This window comes from Chryseobacterium sp. NG-CE01 (assembly GCF_055695505.1).
On the sequence record NZ_CM146369.1, the window covers coordinates 2789026 to 2808847 of the forward strand.

The window sequence follows — 19822 nt, forward strand, 5'->3', positions numbered from 1 at the left end:
TGCTTATATTTTACTAAATAAATTTTTATAGCTAGTTATTAATGATCTAAACCAAATGAATTTTGTTTATTCTAGATTTAATGGTAATAATTTCAGTGACTTAAGCTGATTCTAATTGAGGAACCAGTAATTAATTTTTTAAGCTAAAGAGCCTTAATTCCTTAATCGTAAAAATAAATTAAAAATCATTTTTAATCATAGTTTTAATATAAGTAATGAAAAAAGGATGGATAAACCATCCTTTAAGCTATTGTTATAGCATTAAAATTATTTTTAATGATCAGTATTAAATCAAAACTTTCTTGTATACCCTAAAGTCACATCAAACTGATTGCCTTTCTCGTTAGGCCGGTATTCCTGATTATAATACATCGTTCCAATAGAAAACAGGTTTCTTTTGATTGAGAAATTGTATTCTCCGCCTACTTTGAAGGTTTTCAGTTTAAAGGTTTCGTTTTCCAGAAGATTGTTTCGGGATTCCTCAGGACTGATCCCTGTCCCGATCTGGAATGCAAAATAATCCTGTGCGCTTTTGGTATAATAGCGTATGGTTCCTGTGTAAGAATGGGAAATGTTTTTATTATCCGGGGTAATATATGTACGGATATTGAACCAGAAGTTCTTATAATATTTTCCTACGGAAGCCGTATACATCCAGATATTATTGCTGAAATAAAGCTGTCTGTAGCCGATCTCCGCTTCAAAGCTGTGCGGCAGATTCGCGTTCAATGAAACACCTGTACGGTATTTAGGGAAAATTCCAACGTCGTTGGAATACGCTCCGCCTACATAAAGATAAAACATATCAGATAATCTAGGATAGGCTTCCAGCTCTGCCTGTACGCCGTTTTCTGCAAATTTATTGGCGTAGTTTGCTCTCAGGATCACAGATCCTATCGGTGTCACTCTCTTGTAACCTACGCTTACAATATGCCAGTCATCCGGAAACTGCTTGTCAAAATGAGAATAATTATAAGTGACACTTATCGAATTTTTAGCAGCAAGGTCGTTGATTCTTACCGCAAGATTAATTGCCTCCGTATTTTTAGGGTTAATGGCCAACAGGTTTTTAATAGCCGTTTCAGCTTCATGATATTCTTTATTGGCATAATGAGCTCTTGCCTTCAGAAGCAGCAATGCCTCTGAATTAGGATGATAAGATAACCCTTTATCAATGATTTCGATAGCTTTGGTATTGTCGTCATTCCAGTACTCGAGAGAAGCATAGGCAACAAAATAATCCTCATCCTGAACCTCTCTTTTACCTAGCTCTGTAAAAACGGCTCTGGCGGCTTCCGTATCCTTATTCCATGTATATAATCTTCCTAAAAAGACGGAAATATCTGTATAATTGGGCGCTTTCTCTAAAGCCTGTTTTGCAAGATCAATAGATTTTGTGTAATCTTTTTCGTCGAATGCAGCGGTTCTTGCCTTTACAAATAATTCGTCTGCAGACAGATTCTGCTGGCTGTAAGCATTAAGCGGAAGCAATACGAGTAACAGAAACCCAAAGTATTTTTTCATTGAAAGAGATGGTTTGGTCGGTTTTTTCTTATGATATAGTAGACAAATATATTGAACTTTTTGTATGTATAAATAAATATGGGTATGTAAAATACTGTTTTTGCCTTAAAAAGAATAAATAAACTGTTATAATAATTGGATCATATCATTAAAACCGGAATTTCTGTACTCATGATAAAGATGGGAATGGAATTCATTGAGTTTTTTCAGCAGTTTCAATAGTTCTTCCCGTTCTTCCTTGGCCAGTTTACCCGACAGAAGCTGGGAAGTTCTGTTGACACTTTCTACCGACTCGTGAAACAATTCTTCACCTTTGGCTGTAAGTTTCAGCCGCTTGCTTCTTCGGTCTTCATCATCATTTCTTTCTTCCACCATTCCTGATTCCAGAAGACGTTTGATGATCTGTGTCCCGGTCTGTTTTTCGTGTCCGTTTCTTTCAATCAGCTGAATTTTCGTGAGGTTGGGTTCATCTTTCAGACGGTAAAGGTACGTAAACTCCTCATTGGCAAGATTCGGGAATTCCCCGAGGCCTTTTCTGATGAGCTGCTTGGAATATCTGCCCAAAAGTAATACCTGCTTACAGATCTCATTTTCTGTAAACGACACTTTATGCTCTTCTGTGGTAAATAATTTTGTGGGGCTTTCTTCGCGGTATTTTTTATCATTCAGCCAGAGACGGAAGTCTTCGACACTGGAATTCGGCTTATAAGCATCCGAATTCTCAAAATCTTTTACCTGATGAAGCAGATCGATAAAAAAGTCAGTATTCATACTGCAAATTTAGATTAAAAATATTGTTTAATAATGAGAATTACAGTTTTATGGTACTTAAACCTCCATCAATCCCGAAAATCTGTCCCGTAATCCATGATGCATCATCCGAAAGTAAAAAAGCTGTGAGCCTGGCAATCTCAGCAGCATTACCAATTCTCTGCAACGGATGTCTTTTTGCTGAAACTTCCCGTTTTTCAGTTGTAGATAGAAGCTGCGAAGCAAGCGGAGTATCTGTTAAAGAAGGCGCAACAGCATTAACTCTTATTTTCTGAGCTGAAAATTCAGCAGCCAGACTTCTTGTGAGGCCTTCCACAGCACATTTGCTGGCAGCAACGGAAGCATGAAACGGCATTCCCGTTTTTGCTGCTACGGAACTGTAAAGAACTACCGATGCACTGCCGGATTTCTTCAGGTTCGGAAGCAGCTTCCGGATACACTTTACGGCGCCAAGCACGTTAATGGTAAAATCACTGATGAAATCTTCTTCAGAAAGCCGGTTAAAAGGTTTCAGGTTAATACTGCCCGGTGCATAAACAAGTCCGTCTACTACATCAGGAAAACTAATGTCGTCTAAGTTACCAGACAAAATATCCATCTCGTAAAACCTAAACCCGGTACGTTCTGAGTCTGGATGTTTACTTCTTGAAATTCCGATTACAGTATGGTTTGCGGAAAGGATTTTTGCTGTTTCCAACCCAATGCCTGTTCCGCATCCTACGATCACAATGTTTTTCATAATAGTACTTTTTTGTGATTGAAAATATTAATACACAAATTTAGTAAAATTATTTACTTTATATATAAATAAAGTATACATTTGTATTAGATAATAATTTAAAAAAAAACATTATGATAAGAATACAGGCACAATCAAATATACCGACCGATTTCGGATTATTCACAATGTATGCTTTTTCAGAAAATGAATCCGACTGGAATCCGCATCTGGCTCTTGTAGCACAGAATACAGATTTTAACGGTACCGTAAATGTACGTTTTCATTCGGAGTGCATTACCGGAGAGATTTTTCATTCTAAAAAATGCGAGTGCGGCCAGCAGCTGGAAGCGGCCATGAAATTTATGGCTGAAAACGGCGGTTTGATCATTTATCTCAGACAGGAAGGACGGAATATCGGGATCATCAATAAGCTAAAAGCGTATGCGCTTCAGGAAAAAGGCTTTGATACCGTTGAAGCTAATCTGATGCTTGGCTTACCGGCCGACGGAAGAAACTTCGATGTTGCCGTAGAAATCTTGAAAATTCTGGAAATAAAGAAAATAAACCTGCTCACTAATAATCCGGACAAATTGAAGTCTCTGGAAAACAGTGGAATAATCTTAGAAGAAAGAATACCTCTGGAGATAGATTTTAATGAAGTTAATGAGAGTTATCTTGCCAAAAAGAAAGATTATTTCGGACATCTTCTGGAAAGGGTATGATTTTTTCGGGGATAAAAAAGTGATCACAAAATCTTTCGTATGAAAAAAATACTGCTTACAGGAGCGACAGGATATATCGGTAAAAGAATGATCAGCGTCATTGCTGCGCAGGGATACAAAGTGGTCTGCTGCTGCAGGGATGCCACGCGGTTTTCAAAAAATACGGATATTGATGAATCGCTGATAGAAGTAGTAGAGGTAGATTTTCTGAAGCCGGAAACTCTTGAAAATATTCCGAAAGATATTTCCGGGGCATATTACATGATGCACTCCATGAGCAATACCAATGATTATGAAGACTCCGAAAAAAAATGTGCCGAGAATTTTGCCGCATTTATAGAAACGACAGAATGTGAGCACGTGGTTTATTTATCAGGTCTGGTGAATGAAAAAGAACTTTCAAAACATTTAGGCTCCCGGTTTCAGGTAGAAACAATTTTAATGGAATGCAAAGTTCCCGTTACGGTTCTCCGTGCGGGAATCATTATAGGATCGGGGAGTGCCTCGTTTGAGATTATCCGTGACCTGGTAGAAAAGCTGCCGGTAATGGTGGCGCCGAGGTGGCTCGACACCAAATGTCAGCCGATCGGGATTGCCAATGTTCTGGATTTCCTGATCTTCGTACTGTTTAAAGAAGAAAGCTTCCATAAAAGTTTTGATATAGGATGTGATGATGTGCTTACCTATAAGCAGATGCTCATGGAATTTGCCAGAACAAGAAATCTGAAAAGAAAGATTTTTACATTACCTGTAATGACACCGAAACTTTCTTCGTACTGGCTTTATTTTATCACATCCACTTCCTATAATCTTGCCTCGGCGCTTGTAGGAAGCATGAAGATAGAGGTAATCTGCAGGCCCGAAAGTCTTGCAGAGATAAAACGGATTACCGGAATACAGCCGTTCTCTTATGAAACAGCATTAAAAAGAACACTCGCTAAAATTCAGGCGAACGAGATTGTATCTAGCTGGAAAGACAGCTTTATCAGCAGCCGCAGGGATACCAGTCTTAAAGATTTTATGGAAGTCCCTCATTACGGATGTTTTACCGATCTGAGAAGTATGGAATATGATGACCGCGAAAAGTGTATCGAAAGGATTTTCCGTCTCGGAGGAGCCAACGGATGGTATGGACAAAGCTTATGGAAAATCCGCGGATTTATGGATCTTCTGGTAGGAGGGCCGGGCCTCAGGCGCGGGCGTACCCATCCCGACCGGCTTCATGAAGGTGATGCGCTGGATTTCTGGAGGGTTTTATATGCAGACCGGCAGGAAGGCAAACTCATTCTTTTTGCTGAAATGAAACTTCCCGGTGAAGCCTGGCTGATGTTTAAAATGTATCGCGGAAAGCTATGGCAGAAAGCCGTTTTCCGACCGCACGGAATTTCCGGAAGATTATATTGGTATTCTGTTTTACCTTTTCACGGAATTATTTTTAAGGGAATGCTTAAAAAACTCACAGGTAATTCCTAATTTTCTCTGAATGTTTTAAGTACAGAAATTCCTTTTTTAGTAAGTAAAAAATACTACAGGATAACGTTAAACAAAAAGTCTTTAAAACTTAATTTAAAGACTTTATTCATTTTTACTTTTAAAAATTATCTCCTGAAAAGATAGAAATATCTGTGCTTTATCATAGAAAACTTTCAGTATTAAAACCAATGCATCAGCATTCTGATTTTCATAAATTACCTGATATAGAGGACAATAATTTTCTAAATATGTATTCTATTGCTCGGGTTATGCTTCGATAAAATCAAGAATGTCTTTATTAATGGTTTCATGCTCAGTAGTCGGCATTCCGTGAGGAAAACCAGGATAGGTAATCAGCTTGCCATTCTTTAATAATTTTGCTGATTTAATTGCAGAATTTTCAATTGGTACAATCTGATCGTCTTCACCATGAAGTACCAGGACCGGGAGGTCAACCGCTTTCAGATCTTCTGTTAAATCAGTTTCAGAGAATGCTTTAATTCCATCGTAATGAGCTACGATTCCACCCATCAATCCCTGTCTCCACCAGTTTCTCTGAATGCCGTCTTTTACATCGGCGCCTTCTCTGTTGTAACCGTAAAAAGGGAAAGTCAGGTCATAGTAGAACTGGTTTCTGTTGTTCATCGTCTGTTCTCTGATGTTGTCGAAAACTTCCATAGGAACTCCGTCAGGATTATTTTCACTCTTTACCATTACCGGAGGAATAGCGCTGATTAAAACTGCTTTTTTCGCTCTTCCGTTGGCATATTTATTAACGTATCTTATCACTTCACCGCCACCTGTTGAGTGACCGATGTGTACAACGTCTTTTAAATCTAAAAACTCTACCAGTTCTGCCGCATCAGAAGCATACTGCTCGATGGTGTGGTTATAAATATTCTGACTGGATCTTCCGTGACCTCTTCTGTCGTGGGTGACTACTCTGTAACCTTTCTTTAAGAAGAAAATTACCTGTGCGTCCCAGTCATCGGAGGAAAGCGGCCATCCGTGGTGAAACATCAATACCGGTCCTTCGCCCTGGTCTTTGTAAAAAATTTCTGTTCCGTCTTTTAATGTAAGTGTACTCATTTTGTTTAATTTTTAATGTTGTTAATATTGTGATGTAAAATTGTTTGTCTCTGATTCTTTAGCAAATGTACAAAGGTTGAACCTGATGAAAGTTAATCTAGTTTAATTTCGTTCAACAAAGCTTAAAATGTTAATTAATGACATTTTCTCTTACCAGCTCGAGCAGATCTGCTGCACCGCCATTGAATTTTTTTCCATTCACGAAGAAGGAAGGCGTACCGTTTACTCCGCTGATTATCCCGCTTTCAAAATCCGAATCTACTTTTTCTGCGGGTTCGCTGCTTTCAATATCATTTTTAAATTGACTGATGTTCAGGTTTAATTTTTCCGCAATTTCCTGAAGCAGGTCTTTGTTCAGATATTGCTGATTTTCGTAGATCGCATCATGCATTTCCCAGAATTTACCCTGAAGATTGGCCGCTTCGGCTGCAATGGCGGCAGGTCTTGCATACTGATGCATCTCCGATAGCGGAAAATTTCTGAAGACAAACTGAACCTGGTTTCCGAATTCATTCATTAGCTCTTTAAGAACGGGATACGCTGCTCCGCAATACGGACATTGATAATCGCCATATTCTACAATGACCAGTTCGGCGTTCGCATTACCCAGAATGTGGTCGTTTTTGTTTACTGAAGGTTTTAGTGACATATTATTTTGTTTTTAAGGTTTCTAATGCTTCCAGAATACCGTCTGCTCCGGGATTTACTGCGGTAGGAGAGAGGTAGCTCCATGCTATGATTCCGTCTTTATCAATAACAAATAACGCACGGTTGCATTCGCCTTCTTCCTCATTATATACTCCGTATTGTTTTGCGGTTTCTCCCTTGGCTTCAAAATCTGCCAGTAAAGGAAAATGTAAATTTCTGGATTGTGAAAAAGCCATGTGGCACCATTTGCTGTCTACGGAAATTCCGAAAATCTCGGCATCGTATTGTTTAAAAAACTTTAGCGTTTCGTTGTACAGTGCCATCTGGTCGCTGCATACAGGGCTCCAGTCTGCAGGATAAAAAGCAAGGATTACGTTCCGCCCTTTGAATTCGGACAATGTGATTTTCTGATCGGGGGTTGCAAATAAGGTAAAATCGGGAGCAACGGCATTCTTTTGTAACATTTTGGTTGGTTTTTTATATTAATTATAAAGTGATTGGACAGGTTGTTTGTTTTTTCTATGATAAAGCTACCACATAATCCTGAGATTTGAGACTGTTATTCGTTAAACAGGCAAAAACACTCGGTGGAAATGATCATCCGAAAGATCTCCGTTTTCTATAAGATAAGAATAGAAAATCTGCTTAGTTTAAAAATACTGGATTAAATTAAACAGAAACCTATTTTAATCTAAAAGGCAAATTAAATTACAACAGAATTCTTTATCTAAACATGTGTAATGAAATCAAAAGTACAATAGGTTCTCTAAAACAGTTTCGGCTTCCGGCTTCGCCGGAAGCCGAAACTTATAAACATCTTACTTGTAAAGCCATTTCCTGATCAGCCTTGTATACACCGGCATCACGGCAAATACCATTAAAAAGACAATAGCTCCTGAGATAAGTAATGATTCAAGATAATGATTCTTAGGAATATCAAATGTTTTAAGCAAAGGAAGGACTATGAGTGGAATAATTAAAGATAAAGGATAGATGGCAGACCATGTCACCAGGAATTGTTTCCATCGTACAGGCGCTTTACCGGTAGTGCTTCCTGAAGTAAAAAGAAAATCCAGTCCGGATCTGATCTCATAATTGTCATTCTTCCGGAATAAAGGAGTAGCTTTTTTAATAAGACTTTTTCTGTTGTCAGATTCCATCCAGTTTTTCAGATGAGTAATCGTGTCGAAACGGATAATCACCGTATACACAAACGTAAGACCGGGAATCGGCCTTACGATCTGCAGGTCTATGAAACCTTCCGAATGTTTAGTCTGCGGAATAATTTCGTCCAGCCAGCTTTCGTATTCTTTTTGTTTTCCGTCCAGAATATGATGGGTAATTACTACAGACTCGCCCTGATCTTCCATATGTACTTATTTAAATATACTGTTGTGCATTGAATCCGATATTTCGAAAAAAATAAAATTTGATGACAATAAATTAGTTTTTAATTTCTATCTAAAATTAAAAAGCCCTCTGATATTGCCACGGAATTTCGGTTTCAATACCTAATTCTTTCGCAGAATGAATCGCAAAATAGGGATCCCTTAAATGTTCTCTGGCAATAATTACCAGATCTGCCTTTTCAGAAGTAATGATTTCATTAGCCTGGTGCGCTTCCGTAATCATGCCGACAGCACCGGTAAGAATCCCGGTTTTCTCTTTTATCGCTGCAGCAAAAGGAACCTGGTATCCCGGAAAAACTTTGTCCTTACTGACGTTGGTGAAGCCACCACCGGAAGCGGTGATAAGATCTACTCCGCATTCTTTTAAAATTTCCGAAAGCGATACACTGTCTTCCAGTGTCCATCCTTCCGGTGTATCAATATAGTCTACTGCCGAAACTCTTACCAGAAGAGGCATGATTTCAGGAATGACTTTTCTCACTTCACGAACTGTTTCAATTAAAAACCGGATCCTGTTTTCAAAGCTTCCGCCATACTCGTCTTCTCTTTTATTAATCACCGCAGAATAGAACTGATGAAAAAGATAGCCGTGCCCTGCATGAAGTTCAATGGTATCAAACCCTGCCTCAACAGCACGTACTGCTGCGTCAGCAAACTTTTTGGTGAGTTCATGAATCTCTTCAACAGTCAGTTCTTTGGGAACAACGCCGTTGATCTCGGTAGCGGAAGATGACTTTACCGTCCATCCGCCTTCCTCATCATTTAGTGGCTTCATTCTCTCGTTGGGATGTCTTAGGCTGCCTTTACCACCGGAATGCCAGAGCTGTATTCCTATTTTAGCATCCTGTTCATGCACAAAATCCACGATATTCTTCCATGCGGTTTTCTGTTCGTCATTCCAGATACCGACATCATTCAGGGTGGCAAGTCCTTCTGGGGAGACGGCGGTACATTCAGTAAGGATCAGTCCGGCACCACCTACGGCACGGCTTCCCAGATGTACGAGATGCCAATTTCCGGGAATTCCGTTGATGGCACTGTATTGCTGCATGGGAGATACTACGATCCTGTTTTTCAGCGTGAGGCTGCGTAAGTATAACGGTGAAAATAAGTTCATTTTCTTCTAATTATTTTGTGATGTTAATAAATTTGCTGCTTCTGCAAGGGACTGTGTTAGTATATTTTTTACTTCATCAAGAGCCTGTTTTAGTATATCGTGATCTTCCGAAGGTTTTTCTAGGATATCCAGCTTTTCTTCGAGTAAAGGAAGAAGTCCCATAATGGCAACACTGGATTTCAGATCATGCGCACGCAGTTTTAAGGTAACAAAATCTTTATTCTGATAAGCGAGCAAAAGTTCTTCCAGATGCTGCGGAATTTTTTCCGTAAACTGTAGGGTTACGAGACGCTCAAAATTTTTATCGCCACCGCTTACCGACTTCATATAGGTGAGATTGATATAATTATAATCGGGAAGGTAAGTTTCCTGACTTATATTTTCCTGTTCTTTTCTTTCAAATCCGAACCCTGAAATAATTCTGAAAAGTTCTTCTTCATTAATAGGTTTGGAAATATATTCGTTCATTCCACGGCTTAAACATTTCTCTCTTTCTCCGGCCAATGCGTGAGCGGTCATAGCAATAATCGGGATATCCAGCTTCAGCACTTCACGAATCTGTTGGGTAGCGGTATAACCGTCCATTTTTGGCATCTGTATATCCATCAGTACGAGGTCGCTGGAATTTTTTTTGAGATAATCTATGGCTTCCAATCCATTTGATACAATATCAAAATCAATGTTCCACTGCAGGAGAAGATGGCTCATAAGGCTCTGGTTAATGGCATTGTCATCCACAACCAAAACGCGTAAAGGAATATTTGAACGGTCTTTAAAGTAATCTGTGTCTACCGGGACTGTGGTTTTAAGCTGTTCATCGGCAACGGTATAGGGAATATAAAAATGAAATGTTGTGCCTTTTCCCTGTTCACTCGTTACTTCTATATTTCCATTTTGAAGAAGGATCAGCTGTTTTACGATAGAAAGTCCAAGTCCGGTACCTCCATAATTTCTTGTGATGGAATCTTCACCCTGATTGAAACGTTCAAAAATCTCGTCAAGCTTTTCTCTTTCAATTCCGATACCGGTATCAGAAATCTTAAAGCCTAAAACAATATTGTTTCCTGAACGTTCTTTGATGTATACCGTAATGCTTATATTTCCCTGCTGTGTAAATTTTACCGCATTGCCGATGAGGTTCACCATAATTTGAGTAAGTCTTGTAGGATCGCCTATAAGCGTGTCGGGAATCGAAGGATCTACGGTGCCGGAAATTGTGAGTTTTTTTTCTTTTACTCTTTCGGTGAAAAGTGTTTTTACAGAATCTACCAATCCGTTAATGCTGAATATTCCGGGTGTGATCCGCATCATTCCCGCTTCAATTTTAGAAAGATCGAGAATGTCATTAATAATTGCCATTAAATTCTCTCCCGACTGCTGGATGGAAGTGACAAACTGTGCGGAAGTCTCGTCCAAAGGTCTTTTTTGTAATAAATTCGTGAATCCCAGGATGCCGCTCAGCGGCGTACGGATCTCATGGCTCATATTGGCAAGGAAATTTTCTTTGGTCTGCGCCGCAACCGATGCTTTTTTCTCTGCTATATCCAGTTCTTCGATCAGGATAGATTGTCTGCGGAACTGTCTAAGAATATGAAAGCCTACAATGCCTCCGCTAAATACCAGTAAAGCAAGAAGAGCGGCATCATAAAAACGTGCTTTTCGGCCCATTTCTTCACTTTTGCTGCTGAGTGTCACCATATGCTGACGCCGGCTCTCATAAATCTTCGCTGTAATAGAGGTAATTTCATTAGAGATTTTTCGCGCGCGCGGATTGGCAATGGATGTATTATCATCCATATTTCCCACTGTGAGATACCGGTTAAGCAGTCGCTCTTTGGTGTTCTTTTTTTCCATGGCAAGCACGCTGAGCCTGTGGATCAGCTGTTCTTCTTCAGCATCCGCATTGTCTTTGGAAAGTGAATCAAGAAACCTTTCGATTTCGTTGATTTTCTTGTCGATTCCTTCAAGATGGGTGGTGTCGTTGGTAGCAATAGAAGCCCTGATGCGGCTTTCAACGCTCAGAATATCGCGGTCGATCTCTCTGAGATGATTGCTGGAACGCAGCTCATTCAGGAGTGTATTGTTGTTCTGTATTAGGGCTTCGGTATTTCTCGCCGAATTGACCTGCACGGCGATCAGCAATATGCTTCCTGCAATAAAGCTGAGTATGATGAAATTGCGAAATCTTTTATTGCCCATAACGGATTTTACCTTTATCATAATAAGTTATAAAATGATGACTGTTTTAAGCAATGGGTTCAGGCTGGGCTAAGTAATTTGCAATAAAATCTTAGAAAACATTCATTCTTGTATTGAGCGCTTTTCGGTAAGCATCCGCTACCGGAATGAATTTTCCGCTGATCATGATTCCGCCATCCTGAAGCGTATCAATTTTCCCGACAGCAATAATGTAGGAACGGTGCACCCGGATAAAACTGTCTTTTGGGAGACGTTCTTCTGCAGCTTTCATAGTACCGTGAATCACGTATGCTTTTTCTTTGGTGAAAAATTTTACATAATCGCCCATTGCTTCTGCATAGAAAATATCGTCAAGCTTTAATCGCCGTGTAATATTGGAGTCCCGCACAAACAGAAACTCATCTTTACCAACCTGTATGTTTTCTTTTCTGCTCTCAAGAACCGCCTGAGCTTTACCTACCGCCTGTAAAAATCTCGCAGGAGTTACCGGTTTCAGGAGATAATCTGCGATATTAAGCTCAAAAGCTTCCAGCGCATACTCTTTTTTAGAAGAGGTAAAGATAATGATGGTATCTTTACCTGAAAGATTTTTTGTCAGTTCAATCCCTGTCATTTCCGGCATTTCAATGTCCAGAAACAACAGATCTACAGGATCGTTCTGAAGATGGAGATAAGCTTCCACAGCACTGGCATATTCCCGGACAATGGTAAGATGAGGAATCTGTTTTGCCAAGTGGGCTAAAGTCATTCTCGCAATATCATTGTCGTCAACGATTAAGGCTTTCATAGGAACAGTTTATTATGATAAACAAATATACTTATTCCTTTTTTATTTTATGCTCAGGATCATCGCTTATCTGAAATAGGAACGGATCATCCAGGCCATTTCTTCGTGAGTTTCCATGAGTCCTGTAATAAAGTCGCTGCTACCGTAATCTTTGTATTTTTCTGCAAAAGGAGTTATGTTTCCGCGGAGAAAGTCGATGATGCTTTCGTGGTCGCTGAGCAGATCTTTCATATAACCCAGGCCGTCATTGGTTCTATCGCTGTATTCGGTTAGATGAGTGAGCTCAAGATATGCTTTCATGGTGGCGGGAGCATAGTGACCTATTTTTTGCATACGTTCTGCAACGCTGTCAATGAGGTCATCCAGTTGATTATACTGTTTTTCAAAGAAAATGTGCATTGCGTGGAAATTATCTCCGGTTACGTTCCAGTGGGCGTTTCTTGTTTTGGTGTACAGCACGAATTCATCTGCGAGTAATTTTGCCAGTTCTGCAGCAACGGCGTCTGCATTTTTTTCTGTAAGTCCGATTTTTGCTTTCATGATGGGAATTATTTAAAATTATAAGCACTATTGCTCTTTTTCTGATGTAAAGTTCCGCATGAATCGGGATTAAATGATAATGATTTCGGTAAACAGGCAAAACGGATCGTTGAATACCTTATGAAAAACACTAAAAAGTAAATTTTGATTTAAAAAATAAATTAAAAGTAAAGACGACAGGTTAAATTTGATTAATTATTACAAATTTTTTCGTCTGTATTAGGCTGGAATAGTGATAAAACATATATTTGCAGCCTAAATTTTAAAAATAATGAAAGAATTAATTGAAAAAATCAACGCGGAATTTGAAGCTTTCACAACTGAAGCAAACCAACAGGCAGAAAAAGGAAACAAAGCAGCGGGTACAAGAGCTCGTAAATCAGCTTTGGAACTAAGCAAGCTTTTCAAGGATTTCAGAAAAGTTTCTGTTGAAGAATCTAAAAAATAATAATGAAGCCGGCTCACTCAGCCGGCTTTGTTTTTATCTCTCTTATTGGTCTGAAATATAAACAGCATCACATCAATTCATCATGAGCCAGGCAGCTTCTTATTTTCCTGCGGCTCAACATCCATTAAACTTCTTATTTCTTCCATTTTGCTCTCTTTTACAATGTAGGTTTTGCATATCTTATTATTAGGTGCATGCTGAAATTCATCTGTGTTCCTGTTCTCCTTCCCATAGCAACAGTTTTTGATGTGTATTCCGTAAAAACGGGATATAGATTTGCCAGACACAGCACATTTCTTTTTAAAGAATGAAGAAAAGCAGGATGATTTCCTTCATCATCAATTACTTTCATTCTGAATAATTTTTTTCCTAATGTAGTTCCGAAATAATATTCCGTTATTGCCCCTGAAATGATAACAGCGGGAACGGATAATGCAATACTTATGATGAGCCTTTCATGGAATAAATAATAAAAAAGTGAAACAAACAAGGCCATATCTATCCATTTAGCAAATAATCTCTGGGTCTCATTTCCTTTAAATCCGGGATTATAAGGAAGATAATACTCGTAAGCATGATAGATTCTTTTGCCGGACCTGTCAAAATCGATAGTCGGTCTGTGAATGACTTTTCTTTCTTTAATTTCTGATATTTTCACAATAAATTCTTACAGGATCATACTCAGCTGTATTCTTTTCCTTGCTTCATCCACATCTGTAACCTTTACCTGAACGTGCTGATGCAGTTTTATGACTTCATTCACATCAGAGACGAACCCGTCTTTCAGCTGGGAAATATGTACCAGTCCGCTTTCTTTAATGCCCAGATCTACAAAACAACCGAAGGCGGTAATATTATTAACGATTCCCGGAAGAATCATCCCGATCTTCAGATCGGTGATCTTCTTTACATTCGGATCAAATTCAAAAACTTTGGCGGCTTTTCTTGGATCTAATCCTGGTTTTTCAAGCTCTTTTAAAATATCTTTAATACTTAAAATTCCGATATCTTCCGTAATATATTTTTCAGGACTGATCTGTGCTATTTTTTCTTTATTGGCAATCAGTTCGTGCGTTTTGATGCCTAAATCCCTCGCCATTTTTTCAACGATTCCGTAGGCTTCGGGATGCACGGCAGAATTGTCCAGCGGATTTTTAGAATTGCTTATTCTCACAAATGCCGCAGCCTGCTGAAAAGCTTTTTCACCTAGCCTTGGAACTTTTTTAAGCTGTTTCCTGTCCTGGAAAGCTCCGTTTTCTGCACGGTAACTGACGATATTCTCTGCCATCTTTTCACCGATTCCGGAAACGTAACTCAGCAATGATTTGCTGGCGGTATTGAGATTGATTCCTACTGAATTTACGCATTTCATTACCGTAGAATCCAGCTCGTTTTTCAGTTGAGTCTGGTCTACATCATGCTGGTATTGTCCGACACCGATGGATTTCGGATCAATTTTCACAAGTTCAGCGAGAGGATCTGACAGTCTTCTTCCGATAGAAACTGCTCCGCGAACGGTTACATCATAAGACGGGAATTCTTCCCTGGCGATCTTACTGGCGGAGTATACGGAAGCTCCCGCTTCAGAAACCACAAAAACCTGTAAAGGTTTGTCAAAAGCAATTTTTTTAATGAAAAATTCCGTTTCACGGCTGGCGGTTCCGTTTCCGATGGAGATGGCTTCGATGTTATAGGCATTGACCATGGAACGTATTTTCTTCATGGCCATTCCGGATTCGTTTTGCGGTGCGTGAGGATAGATGGTTTCATTATGCAGCAGATCACCTTTTTCGTCCAGACATACGACTTTGCAGCCGCTTCTGTATCCCGGATCTATGGCAAGAATCCTTTTTTCTCCCAAAGGTGGTGCAAGAAGCAGCTGTGTGAGGTTTTCGGAGAAAATTTCGATGGCTTTTTTGTCTGCTCTTTCTTTGGCTTCCTGAAGCGTTTCATTGGAAATAGCCGGTTCCAGCAAACGTTTGTAGCTGTCTTTTATGGCCAGTGCAATTTGCTCTGCTGTTTCGTTATTGGATTTGATAACTGCATTTTCGATGAATTCAATTGCTTCATCTTTGTCGATCCCGACATTCGTTCTCACAAAACCTTCCGATTCTGCCCGTAACATCGCCAAAAGACGGTGGGAGGGCGTTCTGCTGAGATTTTCTTCCCATTCAAAATACTGGGAGAATTTTTTTGCATCCTCTTCTTCCTGCTTTGCTTTTACGACCTTTGAGGTAATCACAGCTTTCCTCTGGAATATTCTTCGGAGGTTTTTGCGGACGTACATGTTCTCGTTGATCCATTCAGCCATGATATCTCTGGCGCCCTGAAGTGCTTCTTCTTCGGTATCAACTTTGTCGTTGAGGTATCTTGAGGCTAAAGACTGCAAATCCTGGGCTTTCTGGCTCATGATGATTTTAGCTAAAGGTTCCAGGCCTTTTTCCTTTGCAGCATCTGCTTTTGTTTTTTTCCTTTTCTTAAAAGGCAGATATAGATCTTCAAGCTCCTGCATATCGAAGCTTTCTTCGATTCTTTGTTTTAATTCTGGTGACAGTGCATTTTGCTCGTCAACAGCTTTCAGAATGGTTTCTTTTCTCTTTACAATCTCTTCGAACTGCCTGTTGATTTTTGAGATCTGCTCAATCTGTGTTTCATCCAGGTTCCCAGTTCTGTCTTTACGGTAACGGGCAATGAAAGGAATGGTACAGTCTTCCGCCAGAAGCTGAAGGGTAGGGGTAATATTTTTTTCGGGAATATTAAGGATCTGCTGTATGTAAAGGGTTGCGTTCATTTTAAAATTTAAGCGGCTAAAATACTGACTTTTTATAAAAAAAGCAGGTATTGTAAACCAAAAAGACAGTACCACAGCACTGTCTTTAATTTAGTTTTTATCTGATGATTTCATTATAATAAATAGGAATATAGTCTTTCTCATCGAATCCTATTATAATAATTTTAAAATTTTTAGCGTCATCATTATTGAAGAATTGTATTGTGACCGGCTCTTTTGCCTGTGATTCAACGTACGGGCTCCAATAAAGTATCGTCCGTAAATCCTGGGTGATCGTGCTGAAATTTTGATCGTTATAATCCGGGCTGACAAAAGGAGTTTCTTTATCGAATCCGTGAAGGACAGTCTGTTTCAGCTGAGTGGGTGCCGAAGCATCGTTTATAGATCCTGTGTCTCCGCCACGACGTGTGTAAATGGCAATTGCACCGTTTCCACCTCCTGAACCTCCTGCAAAATAATCCTTAAGTACTTTTACCATAGCAATATCTGATACAGGCAGTGAACTGATTTGTGAAGCATCGACTTTCATTTCATCCAGATAAATATTTATAGTACTCCCTCTGAGTCTGGGAATATAGCTTCCCATATTGGATTCCAGGGTCAATCCTGCAACTCTTCCCTGAAGCCACTGTAGAATATTCATGTAGCCCTGAGCAGAATTGTTGTCATTCACAAAATCAAAAATGGTTTCATTCATGCTTCTGAATAATGGGCTGCTTAGTTTTTGGTTAAGCTCTTTTGTTTTGTCTTTTTTCCTGGCCTTTAATTTAACTTCTTCGATAAGCGTTGCTTTTTCTTCAATATTGCTCTGTGTATTTTTTGTTGCCATATATCTTTTAACTGGTTCGGAAAGCTGGTCATCACTTTGACGTTGAACAAGCATAAAGTTACTTTCCGGCAGGGATTTTTTTAAAGAAACAAAAGAATAATCGGGCTGGAAAATTACCTGAATCTGTTCTTTAGGTATTTTGGGATCATTCAGCTGATATGAGAATTTTATAGCATCTTCAAAAACCAATCCCTTTAAAGTAAAGAAACCATTTGTGTCCGTTTTTATCTGTGTAAGCTTGTTGCCATGTTCAGGCATTTGGAATAATAGATTAACTTCCGTGTTGGCAGCAGGTTTACCCATTACGGTTACTTTCCCTTTATAAGAAATGTAAGGCTGCGGTTTATTGCTGATGATCGGGAATGTTCCGGATATGATGGTCCGCCAGTCGAATCTTTTCCACTTTTCTGAGATTAAAAGAGCATCAAGCGCTTCGTTGTTACGGTTTGCTGTAAAATATTGGGATGGGTTACCTATTTTTGAAGGGATATCACCGGTAAGCCATAGTGTGCTTAAAAAACTGTTCTCATCTTCAGCGTTTTCTGAACTGCCATCCAATACCAATACGGTATAAGCATTGTTATTTTCATTTGGCGAAATAGTGAAAGAGTTTGATGCTCTAGGAGATTCGTTAAGTTGGATCGACTGTATTGCAGGTTTCTTGATTTTTAATAATCCGGGCTGAACAAAGGTAAGTCTTTGTGCTATAATGTTTTCTCTATCGTCGAACACTGTAAGCTGGAGAATTCCGTTAATGAGCTGCTCTGCGGGAATAGAATAAGTTTTCTCAAGAATTTTGTCTGAATTGATCTTAAAAACCATTTGGTTACCGATTGTTCCAATCACTTTATATACTGTTCCGGAGGCAATATTTTTTGATTTTACAGAAAATTTTACGGCATCATTGGCGGTTGAAACCTGAAGGTTTATCCCTGAATCTGCAACATACGGCAGATCCACAACCTGCCTGTTTCCTTTAGAATCAGATAGAACAGCCTGATATTTTACGCCTGTTTTCGGTGTCAGAGAAAACGTTCCTACATTTTGATCGAAACCCTTGAAGGTTGTTATTTTTACATCAGGCTTTTCCGTACTAACGATATATCCATTCCAATCTGAAGGTGTATTGCCTTTTGACTGTAACCGGACTGCAAATTTTGTATTAATGCCATCTATAAAAGTTCCGCTTTCCGGGAAAACGGCAGCCGTCCATTCTGCGGTATTATTTAAAACCAGTTTCCGGGGAGATGAAGGGTTGTACACGATAATTTGTCTTAAAGCCTGAAAGTCTTCGCTGAAATTGGTCATCCAGGTTGTGTAGGCTCTTATATAATAAACTCCTTCCTGTAAATTTTCGGGTAATGTAAAACTTCCGCTGCCCTGTCCGTTAAGAAGGGGAAGGATTTTTTTACTGATCTGTGTTTTATTGCTGTCGTACAACTCCACAAATATAGATGTGGAGATAGAGGAGGGGCTGTATCCGTCAAAAACAAAAGACTTGAACCACAGATTTTCTCCTGCTACAAAGCTGTTTTTATTAAAGACCAAATGTATTTTTTCCTGAGGATATTTTTCTGAAAAGGTTTCGAGTGCTTTTTCTGCTTTGTCTTGTGCCGCTAAACTGCCTAAAGCCAGAAATATGCATAGCAGATAAAGAATTTTTTTTGTCATAATCTGAATTTCATTGGAATATTAGTGCACAAATTTACATGATTTAAAAAGACAACACAACAGAAAACATGGGATGTTGATTAAGATATTATTAATATAGGATGCCTGCTAACAGTGAGATTTTTTATTGCATAAACGGATTCAGACAGTATTACTGAATTTTATTGATGTATGGTAAGAGATACCATAGATAAGTTTTTCTATTTTTGAAAAATTAAAAGCCGGAAATATATTTTAGTGTTTTCGGGTATGAATTAATAAACTTTTAAAACAATTGGCAATATGAAAAAATTGAGTGTTATTGCATTGGTGGGAGTAGGGCTGTTTGCCGCTTCATGTACTAAGGAAAAATCTGCGGAAAATGCTGCAACGGCGCAGGAGCAAACGGTTGCTGAAAGCAAAGGGGAGATGCTGGCTGTAGATACTGTTGCTTCTGTAGTGAACTGGAAGGCTTTCCATAAAGGCGGGCTGGCTCCGCGCTGGGGCACGCTTCATATACAATCCGGAGACCTGAGTGTTGAAGGTGGGCAGCTTGCAGCAGGAAATTTTGTGATCGATATGAATTCAATCAAGGTAGATCCTGCTTCCGTGACGGAAAAAGACAAAAAACCAGCAGACCTAGAAGCGCACCTTAAAAATCCTGACTTTTTCGATACTGCAAAAAATCCTACTTCGGATTTTAAAATTACCAGTGTAACCGATCTTAAAAATGCTTCTGCAGATGCTGTTGCCGGAGCCAATAAAACGGTAAGCGGAAATCTTAGATTGTCAGGAAAAACGATGAATGTGACGTTTCCTGCAAAAGTTGACGTAACAGAAAATTCAGCTTCTATCCAGGCGAAGTTTACGGTAAACAGAGCAGATTGGGGAATCAAATTCGGGACTTCCGAAGCTGATCCTGCAGAATGGATGATCAGCAAAGATATTGAGATCGCTGTGGATGTAAAAGCGAAGAAATAATATTGTTAGCTATAAAATCTTGGAGCTGTCTGAAAGGACAGCTTTTTTTATGTGTTAAATTCAGTTTTCAAGACTTTCCAGATAAACTATTAATTTGTCATCTATTCTCCTTTATTCATCCAA

The 19822-nt window shown here is 39.2% G+C and carries 18 protein-coding genes; 4 read left to right on the top strand and 14 right to left on the bottom strand.

All coding sequences use genetic code 11. From position 1 onward, the window contains the following. Positions 1-291 precede the first annotated feature (291 nt). From ACYT6F_RS12985 to ACYT6F_RS12995, 3 genes are all read right to left on the bottom strand, one after another. A complete protein-coding gene (locus tag ACYT6F_RS12985; RefSeq protein ID WP_472598090.1) occupies positions 292-1524 on the bottom strand; it encodes a YaiO family outer membrane beta-barrel protein in 1233 nt (410 codons plus the stop codon). A 126-nt stretch (positions 1525-1650) separates the two neighbouring features. Beyond that, on the bottom strand, positions 1651-2295 hold the full coding sequence (locus ACYT6F_RS12990) for a MarR family winged helix-turn-helix transcriptional regulator (RefSeq protein ID WP_472598091.1): 645 nt from the start codon (positions 2293-2295) through the stop codon (positions 1651-1653). 40 nt (positions 2296-2335) lie between these two features. Further along, on the bottom strand, positions 2336-3034 hold the full coding sequence (locus ACYT6F_RS12995) for an SDR family NAD(P)-dependent oxidoreductase (protein ID WP_472598092.1): 699 nt from the start codon (positions 3032-3034) through the stop codon (positions 2336-2338). A 113-nt stretch (positions 3035-3147) separates the two neighbouring features. Between ACYT6F_RS12995 and ribA the strand changes: the two genes are divergently transcribed. Then, positions 3148-3738: a GTP cyclohydrolase II gene (ribA, locus tag ACYT6F_RS13000; protein WP_472598093.1), complete on the top strand. Its 591-nt coding sequence runs from the start codon at positions 3148-3150 to the stop codon at positions 3736-3738. A gap of 39 nt (positions 3739-3777) precedes the next feature. Next, positions 3778-5211, top strand: coding sequence for an SDR family oxidoreductase (locus tag ACYT6F_RS13005; protein ID WP_472598094.1), 1434 nt, complete (start codon positions 3778-3780; stop codon positions 5209-5211). A 267-nt stretch (positions 5212-5478) separates the two neighbouring features. Here the strand turns inward: ACYT6F_RS13005 and ACYT6F_RS13010 are convergent, their stop codons facing one another. The 8 genes from ACYT6F_RS13010 to ACYT6F_RS13045 form a co-directional block, all read right to left on the bottom strand. Then, positions 5479-6300 carry an alpha/beta fold hydrolase gene (locus ACYT6F_RS13010; RefSeq protein WP_472598095.1) on the bottom strand — a complete coding sequence of 274 codons (822 nt, stop codon included), beginning with the start codon at positions 6298-6300 and terminating at the stop codon, positions 5479-5481. Positions 6301-6430: 130 nt separating this feature from the next. Further along, positions 6431-6949: a DsbA family protein gene (locus ACYT6F_RS13015; RefSeq protein ID WP_472598096.1), complete on the bottom strand. Its 519-nt coding sequence runs from the start codon at positions 6947-6949 to the stop codon at positions 6431-6433. 1 nt (position 6950) lies between these two features. Continuing rightward, a complete protein-coding gene (locus tag ACYT6F_RS13020; protein ID WP_472598097.1) occupies positions 6951-7412 on the bottom strand; it encodes a redoxin domain-containing protein in 462 nt (153 codons plus the stop codon). Between the two features lie 354 nt (positions 7413-7766). Further along, positions 7767-8318 (bottom strand): antibiotic biosynthesis monooxygenase, encoded by a 552-nt coding sequence (locus ACYT6F_RS13025; RefSeq protein ID WP_472598098.1) that lies wholly within the window; start codon positions 8316-8318, stop codon positions 7767-7769. 97 nt (positions 8319-8415) lie between these two features. Continuing rightward, positions 8416-9474 carry an NADH:flavin oxidoreductase/NADH oxidase gene (locus ACYT6F_RS13030; RefSeq protein WP_472598099.1) on the bottom strand — a complete coding sequence of 353 codons (1059 nt, stop codon included), beginning with the start codon at positions 9472-9474 and terminating at the stop codon, positions 8416-8418. Positions 9475-9480: 6 nt separating this feature from the next. Next, positions 9481-11673: an ATP-binding protein gene (locus ACYT6F_RS13035; protein ID WP_472598100.1), complete on the bottom strand. Its 2193-nt coding sequence runs from the start codon at positions 11671-11673 to the stop codon at positions 9481-9483. A 91-nt stretch (positions 11674-11764) separates the two neighbouring features. Beyond that, positions 11765-12460, bottom strand: a complete 696-nt coding sequence (locus tag ACYT6F_RS13040; RefSeq protein ID WP_472598101.1) for a LytR/AlgR family response regulator transcription factor — start codon at positions 12458-12460, stop codon at positions 11765-11767. Between the two features lie 66 nt (positions 12461-12526). Beyond that, positions 12527-13000 carry a Dps family protein gene (locus ACYT6F_RS13045; protein ID WP_472598102.1) on the bottom strand — a complete coding sequence of 158 codons (474 nt, stop codon included), beginning with the start codon at positions 12998-13000 and terminating at the stop codon, positions 12527-12529. Between the two features lie 271 nt (positions 13001-13271). On the opposite strand from ACYT6F_RS13045, the gene ACYT6F_RS13050 reads away from it, so the two are divergent. Further along, positions 13272-13448: a histone H1 gene (locus ACYT6F_RS13050; protein ID WP_034684091.1), complete on the top strand. Its 177-nt coding sequence runs from the start codon at positions 13272-13274 to the stop codon at positions 13446-13448. A gap of 157 nt (positions 13449-13605) precedes the next feature. Here the strand turns inward: ACYT6F_RS13050 and ACYT6F_RS13055 are convergent, their stop codons facing one another. The 3 genes from ACYT6F_RS13055 to ACYT6F_RS13065 form a co-directional block, all read right to left on the bottom strand. Next, a complete protein-coding gene (locus ACYT6F_RS13055; protein ID WP_472598103.1) occupies positions 13606-14106 on the bottom strand; it encodes an RDD family protein in 501 nt (166 codons plus the stop codon). A gap of 9 nt (positions 14107-14115) precedes the next feature. Beyond that, positions 14116-16239 (bottom strand): Tex family protein, encoded by a 2124-nt coding sequence (locus ACYT6F_RS13060; RefSeq protein WP_472598105.1) that lies wholly within the window; start codon positions 16237-16239, stop codon positions 14116-14118. A gap of 97 nt (positions 16240-16336) precedes the next feature. Further along, positions 16337-18739: a hypothetical protein gene (locus ACYT6F_RS13065; RefSeq protein WP_472598106.1), complete on the bottom strand. Its 2403-nt coding sequence runs from the start codon at positions 18737-18739 to the stop codon at positions 16337-16339. 282 nt (positions 18740-19021) lie between these two features. Between ACYT6F_RS13065 and ACYT6F_RS13070 the strand changes: the two genes are divergently transcribed. Next, a complete protein-coding gene (locus tag ACYT6F_RS13070) occupies positions 19022-19699 on the top strand; it encodes a YceI family protein (protein WP_472598107.1) in 678 nt (225 codons plus the stop codon). Positions 19700-19822: the final 123 nt, after the last annotated feature.

Excerpts from the sequence above, each read along its gene's own strand:
- ACYT6F_RS13045 (WP_472598102.1), bottom strand. The coding sequence starts at position 13,000 with ATGAAAGCAAAAATCGGACTTACAGAAAAAAATGCAGACGCCGTTGCT.
- ribA (WP_472598093.1), top strand. The coding sequence starts at position 3,148 with ATGATAAGAATACAGGCACAATCAAATATACCGACCGATTTCGGATTA.
- ACYT6F_RS13035 (WP_472598100.1), bottom strand. The coding sequence starts at position 11,673 with ATGGGCAATAAAAGATTTCGCAATTTCATCATACTCAGCTTTATTGCA.
- ACYT6F_RS13060 (WP_472598105.1), bottom strand. The coding sequence starts at position 16,239 with ATGAACGCAACCCTTTACATACAGCAGATCCTTAATATTCCCGAAAAA.
- ACYT6F_RS13020 (WP_472598097.1), bottom strand. The coding sequence starts at position 7,412 with ATGTTACAAAAGAATGCCGTTGCTCCCGATTTTACCTTATTTGCAACC.
- ACYT6F_RS12990 (WP_472598091.1), bottom strand. The coding sequence starts at position 2,295 with ATGAATACTGACTTTTTTATCGATCTGCTTCATCAGGTAAAAGATTTT.
- ACYT6F_RS13010 (WP_472598095.1), bottom strand. The coding sequence starts at position 6,300 with ATGAGTACACTTACATTAAAAGACGGAACAGAAATTTTTTACAAAGAC.
- ACYT6F_RS13025 (WP_472598098.1), bottom strand. The coding sequence starts at position 8,318 with ATGGAAGATCAGGGCGAGTCTGTAGTAATTACCCATCATATTCTGGAC.
- ACYT6F_RS13030 (WP_472598099.1), bottom strand. The coding sequence starts at position 9,474 with ATGAACTTATTTTCACCGTTATACTTACGCAGCCTCACGCTGAAAAAC.
- ACYT6F_RS13005 (WP_472598094.1), top strand. The coding sequence starts at position 3,778 with ATGAAAAAAATACTGCTTACAGGAGCGACAGGATATATCGGTAAAAGA.
- ACYT6F_RS12985 (WP_472598090.1), bottom strand. The coding sequence starts at position 1,524 with ATGAAAAAATACTTTGGGTTTCTGTTACTCGTATTGCTTCCGCTTAAT.
- ACYT6F_RS13070 (WP_472598107.1), top strand. The coding sequence starts at position 19,022 with ATGAAAAAATTGAGTGTTATTGCATTGGTGGGAGTAGGGCTGTTTGCC.
- ACYT6F_RS12995 (WP_472598092.1), bottom strand. The coding sequence starts at position 3,034 with ATGAAAAACATTGTGATCGTAGGATGCGGAACAGGCATTGGGTTGGAA.
- ACYT6F_RS13050 (WP_034684091.1), top strand. The coding sequence starts at position 13,272 with ATGAAAGAATTAATTGAAAAAATCAACGCGGAATTTGAAGCTTTCACA.
- ACYT6F_RS13065 (WP_472598106.1), bottom strand. The coding sequence starts at position 18,739 with ATGACAAAAAAAATTCTTTATCTGCTATGCATATTTCTGGCTTTAGGC.
- ACYT6F_RS13015 (WP_472598096.1), bottom strand. The coding sequence starts at position 6,949 with ATGTCACTAAAACCTTCAGTAAACAAAAACGACCACATTCTGGGTAAT.
- ACYT6F_RS13040 (WP_472598101.1), bottom strand. The coding sequence starts at position 12,460 with ATGAAAGCCTTAATCGTTGACGACAATGATATTGCGAGAATGACTTTA.